Source organism: Helicobacter burdigaliensis, from assembly GCF_003670295.1.
Classification (GTDB): Bacteria; Campylobacterota; Campylobacteria; order Campylobacterales; family Helicobacteraceae; genus Helicobacter_D; species Helicobacter_D burdigaliensis.
The window spans coordinates 233,328-248,334 of the sequence record NZ_QXJG01000001.1 but is presented as its reverse complement, the minus strand read 5'-3'; the positions used below and the strand labels follow the sequence as shown (position 1 = coordinate 248,334).

The window sequence follows — 15,007 nt, the reverse complement described above, 5'->3', positions numbered from 1 at the left end:
TATCATAAAATTTCCAAATTGTATCAAAAGTAATAAAATAAAAGCTTTAAAAAAAATTTTTTAGGAAAATTAATTTGTTAATGAGTTATAATTTCAAAATATTAATGGGAGGGTTTATAAAAAGTTATGATTTTTAGAGAGCATTTTATAGGGTGGTCTATCGTTTTAGTGCTACTTGGAGTTGTTATTTATCTTTTGATAGAGCATAGGAAGTTTTTAAAACAAATTACAAAAGATAAGCAAAGTTATGCAGATATTGTAGATAAACAAGAAGAGATGCGTAAGCTTAGTCAAGAACTAGCGGTGCAACTAGAACAAGAAGTGGCGAGAAGGATTCAAAGCGATTATGCCACAGAATATTTGTTTGAAAATAGTGTAAATGCTATTTTGATTGTGCAAGTAGAAGATTTAAAAGTGGTTAAAAACAATGCTGCTTCTAAAGAGATTCTCCAAAAGGATATGTTAAGTTGTAATGTTTTGGAGCTATTTTCTGATGGGGAATTACGGAATTATGTTTTTGAGCAAATTAATCTTTTAAAAGAAAATAAGATTCGTAGAAGCTTTAGAGTAAATCTCACTTTGTCTAATAACAAAAAAGTCCCTTTACTTTTTACATTGCACCTTTTTAGTTTTGCTGAAGTAACGATGATTTATTTTATGATAGTAGATTTAAGTGATATTGTGCGTTTGGAGGAAAGATTAGAATATAAAAGAGCTATGCTTATGCAAAAGGGCAAGACAGAGGAATTAGGCAAAATGATTGGTAATATTTCTCATCAATGGAAACAGCCTTTAAATTCTATAAGTTTGATATGTCAAACCCTTAAAACTTATGCTCTAAAAAACGAAGAAGATCAAGAAAAATATGAAAGATATTTAGGAATGCTAAATACTCAAGTGCATTTTATGGCAAAAACTATTGATGAATTTAGGGAGTTTTTTAAGCCTAATAAAGAAAAAACTTGTTTTAAAGTTTATGAAGCCATAGAAGAAACTTTGAAATTATTTTATTCTAAAGTAGATAGAGAAATGAATGTAAAGCTTCATAAGAGCAAAGATTTTGAAAAGGTGCAAATTTGTGCAAGTAAAAATGAGTTTCAGCAGATTATTATTGTCTTAATGGAGAATGCAAGAGATGCTATTAGGGCTAAACTTGCTAGAGAAGAAATCAAAAAAGGCAAGATAGAGATTATTTGTGAGAAGAAAGAAGAAAGTAATTTGTGTAATATTAAAGTAAGGGATAATGGAGGAGGAGTTAGCACAGATGCGCATGATAAGGTTTTTGAAGTGTATTTTACCACTAAAGAGCATGGAAGTGGCATTGGGCTTCCTATGGTAAATATGATTTTAGAACAGATGGCAGGAAAGGTATCTTTTGCAAATAACAAAGATGGTGCAGAATTTAGTATACAAATACCTGCTATAAGTGAAACAAAATAATAAAATCACTATAATCATAATTAAGTATTAAAAAATATAAGGAGTTTTATGTTTCAGACAATCAAGTCAAAAATCGTTATTATGATAGTTGTGTTTTTAGGGATACTTTTTACTATGGTATTTTTAAACTTGCAAAATGGTTTTAATAATATTGCTAAAAATAATTCTTCTAGTGAGCTAAATAAATTAAATGCTTTATTGTATGAGGGGTTAAAGCTTGCTATGAATACGGGAGATCCTTTAGTGATTAATGGCTTCATAGAGGCTTCTAAAAAGATTGAAGGAGTGGGAGGACTAGAGATTTTTCCCTCTCAAAAAGTGATTGAGATTATGGAAAAGCCGAGCGCTTTTACAGAAGATAAGGAGATTTTGGATATTTTTAATACCAAAAAAGAAAAAATCGTCCCTTATAAGAATGAAAAAGATAGTGGGTTTTTAATGCTAAAACCAGTGGTTGCAGAAGAAGCCTGTGTGATGTGCCATGTTAGCACACAAGTAGGTGAGCCATTGGGTGTCGTGAAAATGCAGATTTCTGATAAGGAGCTTGTGCAAAACTCTAATGCAGTTAAAAGAGAAGTATTTTTGTGGATGTTTGGGCTTAGCGTGATAGCACTTTTCTTTTTATTGTTTGTTTTTAATCATCTTGTGTTTAATCCTATCAAAAAGCTTGCAGATGTTGCTTATGATATTTCACAAGGTGAGGGGGATTTGACGCGAAGATTGCCTGTTAAAAATAAAGACGAAATCGCAAAAGCAAGTTCTTATATCAATGATTTTATACAAAAAATTCATGATACTATTGAAAGTGCAAAAGATTCGGCGCATTATAGCAAGCAACAAGCAAATAGTCTTTTTGAAGCTTCTAATCAAATTAACAAAAGAATCTATACAAGTGTAGAAGTTACACAAGAGAGCACAAAACTAGGCAAAGAAATAGAAGAAATGCTAGAAGTCTCTTCAAAGCTGGTAGAAACAAGTGCAGAAGATATTAAAAAGTCCTCTAAAGAGCTTTTAGAAACTAAAAAACTCCTACTTAAAATGGCAGATGAAATGCAAAATAATATGGCAACAGAGCATGCAATAGCCGATCGTTTAGCGCAAAATGCACAAGATACTAATAGGATTAAAGATGTATTGACAATCATCGCAGAAATAGCTGATCAAACGAGCCTTTTAGCACTTAATGCAAGTATTGAAGCAGCAAGAGCGGGAGAATCAGGGCGTGGATTTGCGGTTGTCGCTGATGAAGTGAGAAAGCTAGCAGAACGCACACATAAGAGTTTAGGCGAGATTAATGCGGTTGTAAATTTGATTATTCAAGCAAGTAATGATGCTAATGAAGTAATGCGACAGAATGTGGAAAATACTTCTAAAATTACACAAATGTCTATGCAAAGTGGAGAGGTTGTAGAAGAAAGTGTAAAATCACTAGAAGAAGCTGTAAGAGAATCTAGCGCTTCTTTACAAAAGACAAATGAGCTTGTAAGTGCAGTGCATAATGTGTTAGCGCAAGTGGAGAAAATAGAGAGCTTGACTTATGATAATAATAAAAGCGTGCAACTTATTGATAAAGTTACAAGGGAGCTTGCAAATAATGCAAACTTGCTTGATAAACAATTAGATTCTTTTAGATGCTAAGATTCAAAATCAGTAGTATCAAAGAAGTCTTCAATAACTTTACGCGTTTCTTTTGGGCAAGTTAGGGTGTTTGCAAGATTTCTAAAATCACTTGCTCCCCTTAAGCCTTTAGAATAGGCATGAAGATTTTTTCTAAACATAATCACTCCATAATCCCCTCTAAATTCTATACTTCTATCAAAATGCTCTAAAATAACTTTTTTGCGTAAATTTAGTGATTCTTCTAAACCTTCTTTAATTTGTGTGAAAATCCAAGGTTTTTCAATCGCAGCCCTTCCTATCATCAAACCATCCGCACCGGTTTGCTCTTTAACTTTTTGTGCGACTTCTTTAGAAGTAATTTCCCCATTTGCAATAAGAGGGCATTTTAAGATTTGCTTCATTAAAGCAATGGAGGCATAATCAATCTTATCTTTTTTGTATCCATCGCTTTTAGTCCTTCCATGCACGACTACATAATCAATAGGAGCATCATTTAGGGCATTAGCAATTTCTTGTGGAATTTTTTTATCAAATCCTAGTCGCACTTTCACGCTTAAAAAGGGCAAAAGGCTCACTTCTCTTAAGAGTTTTAAAATATTTACTAATTTATCTAAATCTTTTAAAAGAGAGCTTCCGCTTCCATGATGAGAGACTTTTGGAGCAGGGCAACCGCAATTTAAATCTAAGATTTGTATAGAATCTTTAAAAAGATTGATTTGTTCCACTGCTTTTTTGATAATCTCTAAATCATTTCCTGCAATTTGCAAGGCAAAAGGATTTTCTAGTGGAGATTTTTCTACCATTTTGAGAGTTTTTTTGTTTTGATAGGCTAGAGCATGCACGCTAATCATCTCGCTAACTGTGATATCTGCACCAAATTTTTTAACAACTTCTCTAAAAGGGAGATCGCTATAACCTGCTAGAGGTGCCATCATTAGGGTATTTTCTTTTATAATATTCAAAATTATCCTTAAAACATTAAAATAAATTTGCAATCTTAACAAAAAACACACAAAGTTTTATTAAAATACAAAAGTTCTTTATAAAAGTTACAAGGAGAAATCAATGAAAAAGTTTTTAGCAAAAGTTTGTCTTTTAGGAATGTGCGTAGTTCCTGCATTTGCAGATAGTGATATGGATATTAGCGGACAAATTATGAATGTAAATGATGTAAATAAAACAATTACTCTTTCAGGAATGAATGGTAATGTTGTGATTAAGGTGTTTCCTTATACTGAAATCAAAGGTGATGATTGTGGAATGTTTGGCAATGATACACATGAAAAATTTGTAGCTTTAAAGCCTGGAATGTTTGTGCAAGTAGATGCAATCCCACAAGCAGATGGAACTTTGGGTGCAAAAGAAATTGAATGGAAATGTGGACACAGAGCGTATTAATAGATGATTAGGATATTTTTTATAGGCTTTATACTTTTAAATACTATGGCTTTTGCAAAATATTTTAAATTAGAAGGCGTGATTGTAAATGCCAATAATGAAAGTAAAATTATTGAAGTAGATTCTATTTATGGAGAGAGACTTAGTGTAAAAGTGATGCCAAATACAGAAATTGATATGGATAATTGTGGTCCTTTTGGCAGTGATAAATATGGAACTTTCAAAGATTTAACAAAGGATATATTTGTAGAAATTAAAATATATCACCTTTTAGATAACAGGGATTTACCCATAGCTAAAGAGATTGAAATAGATTGTAAAAAGCCACGGGCGTATTAGACAAAAATACAATTCCATAGGGAGCATATTTTTTTGCTTCCTTGAAATCCCTCTCTTTTAAAAAAAAATAAATTTTGCATTTTGTGTCCTTTATCTCTTTTAAAAAGGGTAGATTTTCTTTGGGTTCTATTAAGATTAGGGTTTGAACGCGTTTTGTTTGTTTTAGGTTTTGATAGGCAAAAATACAAGCTTCTTTGCATTTATCCTCTATTCCCAGTATGTTAAATTCCCCCTTAAAGGAAGCAGGGAGCTTAAAAGGAGGATTGCCAAATATTTTCAAATAAATTGCCTATTTATAATAGTTTCAATTTCAGTATAATCTATTTTTTCTTCTTCTAAAAGTTTTAGTGCGATGGCTTGGAGTTGTTTTTGATAATTTTTAAAAAAGTCATACATTTGTTTTTTACATTCTTCTAGTAAAAGCACACAATCTTCTTGTTTTCCTACTAAAAACTCTCCCATTCCATAATTTTCTATCATTTTTTCTGCAAGAATTTTGGCTTCTTTTAAATCTTCTTTTGCATAAGTATATTTTTCATTATAAAGAAGCTCTAATGCTGCAATTCCAGAAAGTAGGACTTTAAGCTGATTAGTAAGTTCATTTTTACTAGAAAGCTCTTTTTGGCTTTGTTTGTGTTCTTCATTGCTGAGTGAAATTTTATCAAAAGAAAATCCAAAATAGTAATTAGCAAATGCTTTTGCGGCTTTATAATAGGCTAGTATTTCTTTTTCTTTATTTTCTAGGGTTAGTTTCTTTTTGGTGCCTAGAATGATTTTATTTTTTACACTAAGCACATCTTCTTGAGTGATGATTTTAGAATTACGCTTGAGTGCGACTAATCCTGCTTCATTTAGCAAAGAAGCAAGATCGGCTCCACTAAATCCTACACAATGTCTTGCGACTTCTTCATAATTAAAATCGCAAGTTTTATTTCTTGAATGCACTTGTAAAATTTTGATGCGTTCTTTTAGGTTTGGGAGCTCTACATATACGCGCCTATCAAATCTCCCGCTTCTAAGAAGTGCTTCATCCATAGATTCTATATTGTTTGTTGCTCCAATCACAATCACACCGCTACTATCTTCAAAGCCGTCCATTTCTGTTAAAAGTTGATTGAGTGTGGCTTCTCGCTCATCATTTCTTCCACCACCCCTTGCTTTACCTACTGCATCAATTTCATCAATAAAGATGATAGAGGGGGCATTGAGTTTTGCTTTTGTGAATAAATCGCTCACTTTTTTAGCACCCATTCCTACATAAATTTGCACAAAACTTGCACCGCTTTGATAAAAAAAAGGCACTTTAGCTTCCCCAGCAACTGCTTTTGCTATAAGAGTTTTTCCAACTCCAGGAGGTCCAATTAAAAGCACTCCTTTTGGAAGTTTTAGCCCAAAATCTTGATATTTTTGTGGATTTTTTAGATAGTCAATAATTTCTTCAAGCTCGCCTTTTGCTTCACTAATCCCTGCTACATCTTCAAAGCTAAGATTAGAAATCATAGGTTTAATTTTGTATAAATCAAAAGCATTGTTTGCATATTCTTTTGCTATGGGGTTTTGTATTTTTGTGGGTGTGTTGCTATATGCTTGTTTTGGTTTTTTTTGCCAAAGAAGTAGAAGGATAATAAAGATTAAAATCCCACCTAGAATAAAGAGATTTAAATTATTATTTTCTTTTATAATGGAAATAGGAGTTTTCTTGCCAAATTCTTGTAAATCAATGCTATCTTTTGCGATTTTATAGGGAGTATTTTCTAATTCAAAATAGAGATAATCCCCTTTTATTTTTGCATTTTGTGGGAGGTTGTTTTGGGTTAGGTTTAAAAGTTGTGTGGAGCTTATAAGCTCGCTTTTGTCTTTATTCACAAAGAAAAAGAAGAGCAAAAGAGCAAATAAGCAAGTTAAAATTGCAAATGCTAAGCCTTTAAATTTCTGCATAATTTTTGTCCTCTTTGGCATTAAAATGTTTGATTTCTAGCCAAGTATCTTTTTTGAAGAAATTTTGTGAGTGAATTTCTATTTTGTTATAATATTCATCTAAACCAAGAAGTATAAAACCCTCTTTATTCTCCTTGACATCTTCAATCAAAACTTTTAAAGGGGTTTTATTTTTTTCTAGTTTTTTTCTTAAGGTGAAATTATTATCTTTTGTGATTTGCTCTAGCATTTGCTTGCGAATCCTAGCAATATTTCCAGGAACATCTGCTTTAAGAAGTGCGGATTTTGTATTATCTCTTTTGCTATAAATAAAGCTATGCAAATGCGTAATGGGAAGTGCTTTAAAATTTTCTAATGCTTCTTGCCAAACTTCTTCACTCTCTTGTGGGTGTCCGATGATATAATCGCTTCCAAGTGCGAATCCTTTTTGTGCTAGGAAGTTAAAAAGCTCCAAATCTTTTTCATAAGTATTTTGGCGATTCATAAGCTTTAGCATAAAAGGAGAGGTGTGTTGGAGTGCGATATGCAAATGCCTTTCAATTTTGTTATTGTCTAAAAGCTCTAAAAAAGATTCATTAATTTGTGAGGGTTCTAAACTTCCAAGTCTTAGACGCACTACGCCATCAATTTGACAAATTTCTTTAATGAGTGTGCTTAAATCTTCTCCAATATCTTTGCCCCAACTTCCCATATTTGTGCCTGTTAGGATAAATTCACTAAAGCCATTTTGGGATAAAATATTAATTTGTTCTAGTATTTTTTTTAATTCAAAGCTACGCGCTTTGCCTCTAACGCTTGGGATAATGCAATAAGAACAAGCAAAATCACAACCCTCTTGAATCTTAATAAAAGCACGACTTTTGCCAACAAATTCTGTAATAATTGTGCTATCAAGGCTATTTAAATTCCCTTCATCTAAAAAGGAGTCTTTAGCATTTAAAAGTTCATTGATTTTTTCTTTCAAAGAATGTCCAAAAACACCAAAAACAAGCCCTTTATCAAAAAGTTCTTTGCCTTGCGTTTTTACTCCGCAACCTGTAAAATAGATTCTTTTTCCTTCATTTTGCAAGCGATTAACATAGTTTCTAACGCCACTATCAGCTCCATTTGTAACGGTGCAGGAATTTACTACCACAATATCACTCTCTTCTTCATAAGGAGTGTGAGAAAAGTCAGATAAAGAATTTATCATCACTTGTGTATCAAAAAGATTTGTCCTGCAACCAAAAGTTTTGAAATAGACTTTTGGCTTATTTTGATTATTCATATTTATCCTTTAAGAAATAGGCGGAATAATGCCATCAGTTTTAGGTAAAATATCTCCTCCGCTATAAACTGTTGTGCTAGGATAGGCTATTGTGATATTGGGTTCTTTTAAAATTGCGTCAATAATTTCAGCACTTATGCTACTTCTAAGTGCTAAAGTAGCATAAGTATTTGTGAGATACCATACAGAAATTCTTATTCCATTAGGTTCTAAAAGGCTAAAAACGCGAGGCTCTACATTTGTATTTTTTAGTGAGAATTTATCACGCATTTTATTAAATTGTCTTTTTGTAGATTCTGTATAGCCTTTGGCATATTTTTTGGCACATTCTCTAGCAATATGGCAAGCTCTTGCATGATCGGATTGAAAAGTAATGGTAAAGTCAATCCCATCCCACACAGTTTTAAGTCCTCCGTGTGAATAGTTGGAAAACATTGTAGTAAAAATAAAGTTATTAGGGATAAAGACAATCCTTCCAGCGCGTCTATTTTCCATATAGCTTGTAAGTGTAATATCTTCATAGATTGTAATGCGTAAAATAGAAATATCTAAAACATCTCCTACATAAGTAGCACCTTCTTTAATTACTTTGATACGATCCCCTACATGCACAGCACCCCCTACAACAATAACAATCCAGCCAAGCAAAGACATAAACCAATCTTTCATAGCGATGGCTAAACCCGCTGAAGCAAATCCAAGCACGGTTACAAGGTAAGTAACATTGTCTAAATATGCAAAGAGTAAAATAAGAATCACCAAAGTAATATTTAAAAAATTAATAATTTTATTGGTGGTGTAGATTCTTTCATTGTCGTGAATATATTTTCTTACACCTACCTTCACAAACAAAGCAAGTGCAAAAAGAAATAAAATAGAAAAGCCTATATAAGCGCCTTTTATGATTTGATTTTTAATCTGTTCTTTTAGGTTAGAGATATTTTCATCACGATTTTTTGTAAAAATCTCTAATGTAGTATTAAAAATATTTTTAGCAGATTGAAGCTCTTCTAAGGCTAAAATATTGTCTTTTATAGCAAGTTTTACTTCAGCTTCATTTGAGAAAAGACAATAATCTTTGCTACAAATTTGCAAGAGTTTTTCTTTGTATTCTTTGTTGCTATAAAAAGTTAGCAGCTCTTTTAAAAGCATATCTTTTTCTTTTAATTGTTTTAGATTATTTTCTAAATCAGTAAAATTACGCTCTAAACGCTCTTGTTCTTGGTTAATGAGTTTGATATAAGAAAAAGCTTGAATGATAAGAATAGGGTTGGTTACAGAGGGCATATCTTTTAAATCATGGGGTTGGATTAATTCGCTAAAGGGTGCATCTTTAAATGGAGCTAAAAGTCCTTTTTGTTGCTCTAGCGTATTTAAGCTTCTTTGCAAATTAGAAAGATGATTTTGCTCTTCTATACTTAAATGCTTATTTTCAAGTTGTGCAATTTCAGCTTGTGTTTTATTTAAAGAATAAATAATTTGTTTATAGGCTACATAATTAGAATATTTTTTCATCCAAACATTATTAGGATTGTTTAAAATAAGATTGATTTTATTAATTTTATCATCTAATAGTTTGATTTGCTTTAGATCATTGCTAAAAACATCTGCTTTTAGTAAACATAATGAAGCAAGAATAAAAAAAAGTAATTTAATTAATCGCATTGAAAACTCTCTAAAATTTCTAAAAGTAAATCTTCTGCAACATCGTCTTTTATAATGAAATTACCTATTTTGTTGGGTAAAATAAATTTTATAGTGTTGTCTAAACTTTTTTTATCTAAAAAGAAATAAGAGTAAAAAGTTTTTATATCTTTGATTTTATAGGTAATGGGAAGATTGAATTTGCAAAGGAGGTTTTTAATCTCTATAAATTCTTCTTTTGAGATAAGATTTAGTTTTAAAGCAAGCGTGTTTGCCATCATCATTCCTATGCTTACTGCTTCTCCATGTAGAAATTGATTGAAATTACCTAGTTTTTCAATAATATGACCAAAGGTATGACCATAGTTTAAAGCCGCTCTTATTCCTTTTTCTTTTTCATCTTCTAAGACAACTTTAGCTTTGATACTAACCGCTTTATAAATTACTTCTTGCAAGATATTTATATTTTGTAAATCCGCATTTTGCAAGAATTTAAAAAAATCTTTATCAAAACAAATAGCCATTTTGATAATCTCAGCTATTCCAGCATTCAATTCCCGATTAGGTAGGGTTTGTAAAAAGTGTGTATCTATATAAACGGCTTTTGGAGGATTAAAAAGTCCGATGAGATTTTTACCAAAGCTATTATTAATGCCTGTTTTGCCACCCACACTTGAATCTACTTGAGAGAGTAGAGTGGTTGGGATTTGAATATAGGGGATACCTCGCATAAAAATACCCGCTGCAAATCCTACCATATCTCCTATAACGCCTCCTCCTAGTGCAATCATTAAAGAGTTGCGGTTTAAGCGATGATTGAAAGCAGCTTCTAAAATTGTTTCAATGCTACTAAGATTTTTGTATTTTTCTCCATCCTGCAAACAAATGCAATAAATTTCGCAAGCATCAAGATTCTCCAAAAGTCTTTTTAAATGCAAACCAGAAATTTTAGGATTTGTAATGATTAAAACTTTTCCATTCCAAGAAAGCTTAGGAAGCGCTCCAAAATGAATGGAGTAAGTTGGTAGATTAATGCAATCCATAAACCACCTTTATTTGCAATTTTTTAGAATTTTTTTAAGATTCTACCAAGTTTTACTTTATTTGCCCTTTATAAAGATGGGAAAAGTAAATAAAATTTGCATTTTTAAAAAAAGTGTGGATATAATGCTTAAAATTATTCTAGGAAGATTTATGATAAAAGCGTGGATTTTTTTGATTTTGGCAATTTTTTGTGAAGTTTTTGGAGTTTCTGTTGTGAATTATGCACAAGAGGGAGGCAATAAAATTATAATTTATGGAATCTTGTTTGCCATGATTGGAATTGCTTATTATTTTATGTCGCTTTCTATTAGAAAGATTAGTGTGGGGGTGGCGTATGCTATTTGGGAGATAGTTGGGCTTTCACTCATTACGATTATTGCACTTTTTGTTTTTAAAGCAGAGTTAAAAATGCAAGAATATATAGGACTAGCTTTAGCGATTATTGGAATTGTTTTGGTGAATTTGGGTGAAGAACACGGAGAGAAAAATGTTTAGTATCTATCTATTTTATGTTATTTTGGCAGCAATTTTAGATATTGTCGCAAATTTAACTTTAAATAAATCCGATGGCTTTAGAAATTATAAATGGGGAATCTTATCTATTTTATTAGTTTGGCTTGCTTTTTATTTGCTTACTTTAAGTTTGGAGGGAATGAAATTAGCAGTAGCCTATACATTGTGGGGAAGTATTGGGATTTTAGGAACAACACTTGGGGGTTATTATTTCTTTAACCAAAAATTAAAACCTATTGGGTGGATTGGAATCATCGTGATAATTATTGCAGTGATCACTCTAAAGAGCGCTTAAAGAAGCTCTTTAGATTTTTAGATTGTATCTAGTTTTTCTTTTAAGAGATTGTCTAAGATAGTTACAACTTCTAAGCTTGCATCTTCAGCTTTTTGGAAATGTTGGCTAATTTCTTCTAAGCAAGCTTGTGCTCCTTCATGTCTTTTCATAAGCTCATAACCTGCAATAATGCTACTATGGACAGCTTCATGAGAACTTTCTAATTTATTGTAGCTAGGTAACATAGAGAATTCTAATTTACCATTTCCACTATCATACCATTTTCCTAAACGACAATCATGGTGTCCTACAAATTGTGCTTCCATATTTTCGCTAAAGATGGAGCTATATCCATTGATTTTAAAGAGTAGGTGATCTAACTTGACCAAGCCTACAAATGTAGTGTAGCGGATAGTATCGGTTTCTTTTAGGATTTGATCTGCTGAATTGCGGATAGATTCTAAGGATTGATTTTCATTGTTTAAATCTTCCATACCTTGTAAAATTTCATCTGTGGAAGCTTGAACACTTGAGAAGTTTTGTTGCACGATCTGGATATTCATTTCTATTTCTTTAGTAGCCTTTTGTGTGCGTTCAGCTAGTTTTCTAACTTCATCTGCCACAACCGCAAATCCTCTTCCATGCTCTCCTGCTCTTGCTGCTTCAATAGCGGCATTTAATGCTAAAAGATTGGTTTGATCAGAAATATCAGTAATCAGTGAAATAACGCTAGAAATCGCTGCAAAGTCATTTTGCACTTGCTCTATCATATGATTAAATTCAGAAAGTTTTTCAGTCATACTGGCAATACTGTTTTCAAGTTTTGCTTGTGTGTTTTGTGTTTGTTGAATGTTGTTTGTAGAATTTTTCTTTGTATCCTCTAAAAGACTAACAGATTTTGCAAAATCATCTTGAAGAACTTTTAAATTAGTTGAACAACTTTTTGCAAGTGAGAGTGTCATATTTTTAAAAGTTTCTGTGCATTGCGGCGTTTTTTGTGTCTGTAATTCTGCTTTTTCTTCGCTAAGAGATTGGATTTGTGATTCTAGTCGCGAGATTTTCTCCTTTAGCTCTTTGTTTTGCTCTAGAGCTTTTTTCAACTCCTCTTTGTATTGATTACTACCAAACATTTTAATCCTTTCTAGTGTAAGATAAACATACCAAAATTCAAAAAATTTGATATTTGATTATACATAAAAATAAAGTAAAATGGAATAAAATACTTATAAGTTTATATGAAAAACTCATTATTATTTATGATAAAGCTTTTGAAAGGGCAATAGTAATGCTTCTGTGATAATATGGAAAAAAGATAAAAAATATGTTACTTTATGAAAAAACTTATTTTGCAAAAGGAAAAATAATAGAAACTTTTGAAAGAATTTTGGTAGCGGGGGGCGGATTTGAACCACCGACCTTTGGGTTATGAGCCCAACGAGCTACCGGGCTGCTCTACCCCGCGATATATTATTTATTAAAACTATTAAAAATAAAAATTTGTAAGAAAAAGTGGCTGGGGTACAAGGATTCGAACCTCGGAATGCCTGGACCAAAACCAGGTGCCTTACCGCTTGGCGATACCCCAATAACGAGCCGAAATTATACAAAATGTTTTAAGTAAAGTCAAGAGTTTTACAAAACTTTTAAAAAAAAATAGTTATACTTCAAATAAAAGAATTAAAAAAATAGGTGCTTTAGGCATTAAATAAGGTGAAAATTATGCAAAATGAATCAATTTTAAGAGTAGAAGAAGCAATTAAAGCGATTAAAAATGGGGAAATGATTATTGTGATGGACGATGAAGATAGGGAGAATGAAGGGGATTTAGTGATGGCAGGAATCTTTAGTACACCTGAAAAGATTAATTTTATGGCACAAGAGGCTAGAGGGCTTATTTGTGTATCTATCACTAAAGAACTTTCTTTAAAGCTTGATTTGCCACCTATGGTAAGTAAGAATAGCTCTAATCATGAAACTGCTTTTACAGTTTCTATTGATGCCAAAGAAGCAAAGACGGGTATTTCAGCCTATGAGAGGGATTTGACAATCAATCTTATGTGTAAGCCTAATACAAAGCCAGAAGATTTTGTGCGTCCAGGACATATTTTTCCATTAATTGCAAAAGAAGGGGGAGTGTTAGAACGCACAGGGCATACAGAAGCAAGTATTGATATTTGTAAATTAGCAGGCTTAAAACCTATTAGCGTAATTTGTGAGATTATGAAAGAAGATGGATTAATGGCACATAGGGGGGATAAGTTTTTAATGGATTTTTCTAAAAAACATAATTTAAAAATCCTTTATGTATCTGATTTGGTGCAGTATCGTTTGCAATTTGAGCAACTTATTGAGATTGTAAGCATAAAAGAAGCAGAATTTTGTGGAAAAAAAGCACAAAAGTTTGAGATAAAAGATCATCTAAATAGGATTCATCGCGTTTTTAAGTTTAAAGATAGCAAAGAACCTTTTGTGAAATTTCACCATATAAAAGAAGATGTGGATTTTATGGAAAATAGTGCAGAATTTAACGCACTCACAAAGGCAGTAGAAAAAATGTCACAAGAAGGAGGGTATCTAGTGTGTATGCAAACCCATAAGCAAAAAGATGTAAAGGGAGTAGGTATAGGAGCGCAAATTTTAAAAAGTTTAAAGGTGCATGATTTTAAACTCTTAAGCACAAGTGAAGTGGAAAAGCAAAGTCTAATGCTTGGTGGTTTTAACCTTAAAATAATTGATAAAATTGAATTGGATTAAGGCTATTTTTATGAAAAAAGCATTGTGTATTTTAAGTGGGGGTATGGATAGCACATTGTGTGCATATCTAGCCAAAAAAGAGGGGTATGAGATTGTTGCTATCCATTTTAACTATGGACAAAGAACGCAAAGCAAAGAAAAAGAATGTTTTGAAGCAATTTGCAAAGAATTGCAAGTGTATAAAAGCTACTCTTTAGATATGGATTTTTTAAAGGTAATTGGAGGAAATGCACTTGTAGATTTAGAGATGGCAGTTCCTAAAAATGAGCTAGGAAGAGTAGGGGAGGTGCCTACTACATATGTGCCTTTTAGAAATGGAGTGTTTTTAAGTGTTGCTGGAAGCATAGCTGAAAAGGAGGGTTGTGAGCGTATTTATATAGGAGTGATTGAAGCAGATGGTAGCGGGTATCCTGATTGCACTAAGAATTTTATTCAAAAAGCACAAGATTTTATCAATGAAGGCACAACAAAGGATTTTAAAGTTACAATCTGCACTCCACTTTTACAATTTAAAAAAGCAGATATTGTTAAAAAGTCCCTAGAGTTAGAGGTTCCTTTGGAGCTCACTTGGTCTTGTTATGAAAGTAGTGAGGAGGCATGTGGAGAGTGTGATAGCTGTCTATTGCGTCTTAGGGGATTTAAAGAAATAGGGGTGCAAGATAAAATCCCTTATAAAAAGAATGTGAATAAAGCATAAAAGTAAGCCTTAAACATTTTTATATAAAAGGGCAATCTTTCTCTCAAAACAAAACTACCTATGAAGAAGCTAAGAAGCT

At 32.1% G+C, this 15,007-nt stretch carries 15 protein-coding genes and 2 tRNA genes; 8 read left to right on the top strand and 9 right to left on the bottom strand.

Going from position 1 to position 15,007, the window contains the following annotated elements; all coding sequences use genetic code 11:
• Nucleotides 1-126 precede the first annotated feature (126 nt).
• Nucleotides 127-1,440: a sensor histidine kinase gene (locus tag EBF09_RS01220; RefSeq protein ID WP_121763314.1), complete on the top strand. Its 1,314-nt coding sequence runs from the start codon at nt 127-129 to the stop codon at nt 1,438-1,440.
• Between the two features lie 48 nt (nt 1,441-1,488).
• Nucleotides 1,489-3,078, top strand: coding sequence for a methyl-accepting chemotaxis protein (locus EBF09_RS01215; protein WP_121763313.1), 1,590 nt, complete (start codon nt 1,489-1,491; stop codon nt 3,076-3,078).
• On the opposite strand, the gene EBF09_RS01210 is transcribed toward EBF09_RS01215, so the two are convergent.
• Nucleotides 3,075-4,022, bottom strand: a complete 948-nt coding sequence (locus tag EBF09_RS01210; RefSeq protein ID WP_408609802.1) for a tRNA dihydrouridine synthase — start codon at nt 4,020-4,022, stop codon at nt 3,075-3,077. The genes EBF09_RS01215 and EBF09_RS01210 overlap by 4 nt on opposite strands.
• A gap of 103 nt (nt 4,023-4,125) precedes the next feature.
• Between EBF09_RS01210 and EBF09_RS01205 the strand changes: the two genes are divergently transcribed.
• Both EBF09_RS01205 and EBF09_RS01200 read left to right on the top strand, forming a co-directional pair.
• On the top strand, nt 4,126-4,458 hold the full coding sequence (locus tag EBF09_RS01205) for a DUF5666 domain-containing protein (RefSeq protein ID WP_121763312.1): 333 nt from the start codon (nt 4,126-4,128) through the stop codon (nt 4,456-4,458).
• Between the two features lie 3 nt (nt 4,459-4,461).
• Nucleotides 4,462-4,797 carry a hypothetical protein gene (locus EBF09_RS01200; RefSeq protein ID WP_121763311.1) on the top strand — a complete coding sequence of 112 codons (336 nt, stop codon included), beginning with the start codon at nt 4,462-4,464 and terminating at the stop codon, nt 4,795-4,797.
• On the opposite strand, the gene EBF09_RS01195 is transcribed toward EBF09_RS01200, so the two are convergent.
• Genes EBF09_RS01195 through aroB form a run of 5 tightly spaced genes read right to left on the bottom strand, consistent with a single transcriptional unit; the run spans nt 4,754 to nt 10,689 of the window.
• The gene (locus EBF09_RS01195; protein WP_121763310.1) at nt 4,754-5,077 is read right to left on the bottom strand and encodes a hypothetical protein; all 324 of its coding nucleotides are present in this window, start codon (nt 5,075-5,077) and stop codon (nt 4,754-4,756) included. The genes EBF09_RS01200 and EBF09_RS01195 overlap by 44 nt on opposite strands.
• On the bottom strand, nt 5,074-6,735 hold the full coding sequence (locus EBF09_RS01190; protein ID WP_121763309.1) for an AAA family ATPase: 1,662 nt from the start codon (nt 6,733-6,735) through the stop codon (nt 5,074-5,076). Before EBF09_RS01190 ends, EBF09_RS01195 begins: the two co-directional genes overlap by 4 nt.
• Nucleotides 6,722-8,002, bottom strand: a complete 1,281-nt coding sequence (gene mtaB / locus EBF09_RS01185) for a tRNA (N(6)-L-threonylcarbamoyladenosine(37)-C(2))-methylthiotransferase MtaB (RefSeq protein ID WP_121763308.1) — start codon at nt 8,000-8,002, stop codon at nt 6,722-6,724. The genes EBF09_RS01190 and mtaB overlap by 14 nt, the downstream gene beginning before the upstream one ends.
• 9 nt (nt 8,003-8,011) lie before the next feature.
• Complete coding sequence (locus EBF09_RS01180; protein WP_121763307.1) at nt 8,012-9,667, bottom strand: mechanosensitive ion channel domain-containing protein; 1,656 nt, start codon at nt 9,665-9,667, stop codon at nt 8,012-8,014.
• Entirely contained in the window at nt 9,658-10,689 is a 1,032-nt protein-coding gene (aroB, locus tag EBF09_RS01175; RefSeq protein WP_121763306.1) for a 3-dehydroquinate synthase, read from the bottom strand. Before aroB ends, EBF09_RS01180 begins: the two co-directional genes overlap by 10 nt.
• 151 nt (nt 10,690-10,840) lie before the next feature.
• Here aroB and EBF09_RS01170 point away from each other — a divergent pair, with 151 nt between their 5' ends.
• Together EBF09_RS01170 and EBF09_RS01165 are read left to right on the top strand one after the other, a co-directional pair.
• The gene (locus EBF09_RS01170) at nt 10,841-11,185 is read left to right on the top strand and encodes a DMT family transporter (protein WP_121763351.1); all 345 of its coding nucleotides are present in this window, start codon (nt 10,841-10,843) and stop codon (nt 11,183-11,185) included.
• Nucleotide 11,186: 1 nt separating this feature from the next.
• Nucleotides 11,187-11,498 carry an SMR family transporter gene (locus EBF09_RS01165; RefSeq protein ID WP_232817616.1) on the top strand — a complete coding sequence of 104 codons (312 nt, stop codon included), beginning with the start codon at nt 11,187-11,189 and terminating at the stop codon, nt 11,496-11,498.
• 17 nt (nt 11,499-11,515) lie between these two features.
• On the opposite strand, the gene EBF09_RS01160 is transcribed toward EBF09_RS01165, so the two are convergent.
• The 3 genes from EBF09_RS01160 to EBF09_RS01150 form a co-directional block, all read right to left on the bottom strand.
• Complete coding sequence (locus tag EBF09_RS01160; protein WP_121763304.1) at nt 11,516-12,607, bottom strand: methyl-accepting chemotaxis protein; 1,092 nt, start codon at nt 12,605-12,607, stop codon at nt 11,516-11,518.
• A gap of 255 nt (nt 12,608-12,862) precedes the next feature.
• A tRNA-Met gene (locus EBF09_RS01155) sits at nt 12,863-12,939 on the bottom strand.
• A 48-nt stretch (nt 12,940-12,987) separates the two neighbouring features.
• A tRNA-Gln gene (locus EBF09_RS01150) sits at nt 12,988-13,062 on the bottom strand.
• A 134-nt stretch (nt 13,063-13,196) separates the two neighbouring features.
• Between EBF09_RS01150 and EBF09_RS01145 the strand changes: the two genes are divergently transcribed.
• Both EBF09_RS01145 and queC read left to right on the top strand, forming a co-directional pair.
• Nucleotides 13,197-14,231 carry a bifunctional 3,4-dihydroxy-2-butanone 4-phosphate synthase/GTP cyclohydrolase II gene (locus EBF09_RS01145; protein WP_121763303.1) on the top strand — a complete coding sequence of 345 codons (1,035 nt, stop codon included), beginning with the start codon at nt 13,197-13,199 and terminating at the stop codon, nt 14,229-14,231.
• 10 nt (nt 14,232-14,241) lie between these two features.
• Nucleotides 14,242-14,928: a 7-cyano-7-deazaguanine synthase QueC gene (gene queC / locus EBF09_RS01140; protein ID WP_121763302.1), complete on the top strand. Its 687-nt coding sequence runs from the start codon at nt 14,242-14,244 to the stop codon at nt 14,926-14,928.
• Nucleotides 14,929-15,007 lie beyond the last annotated feature (79 nt).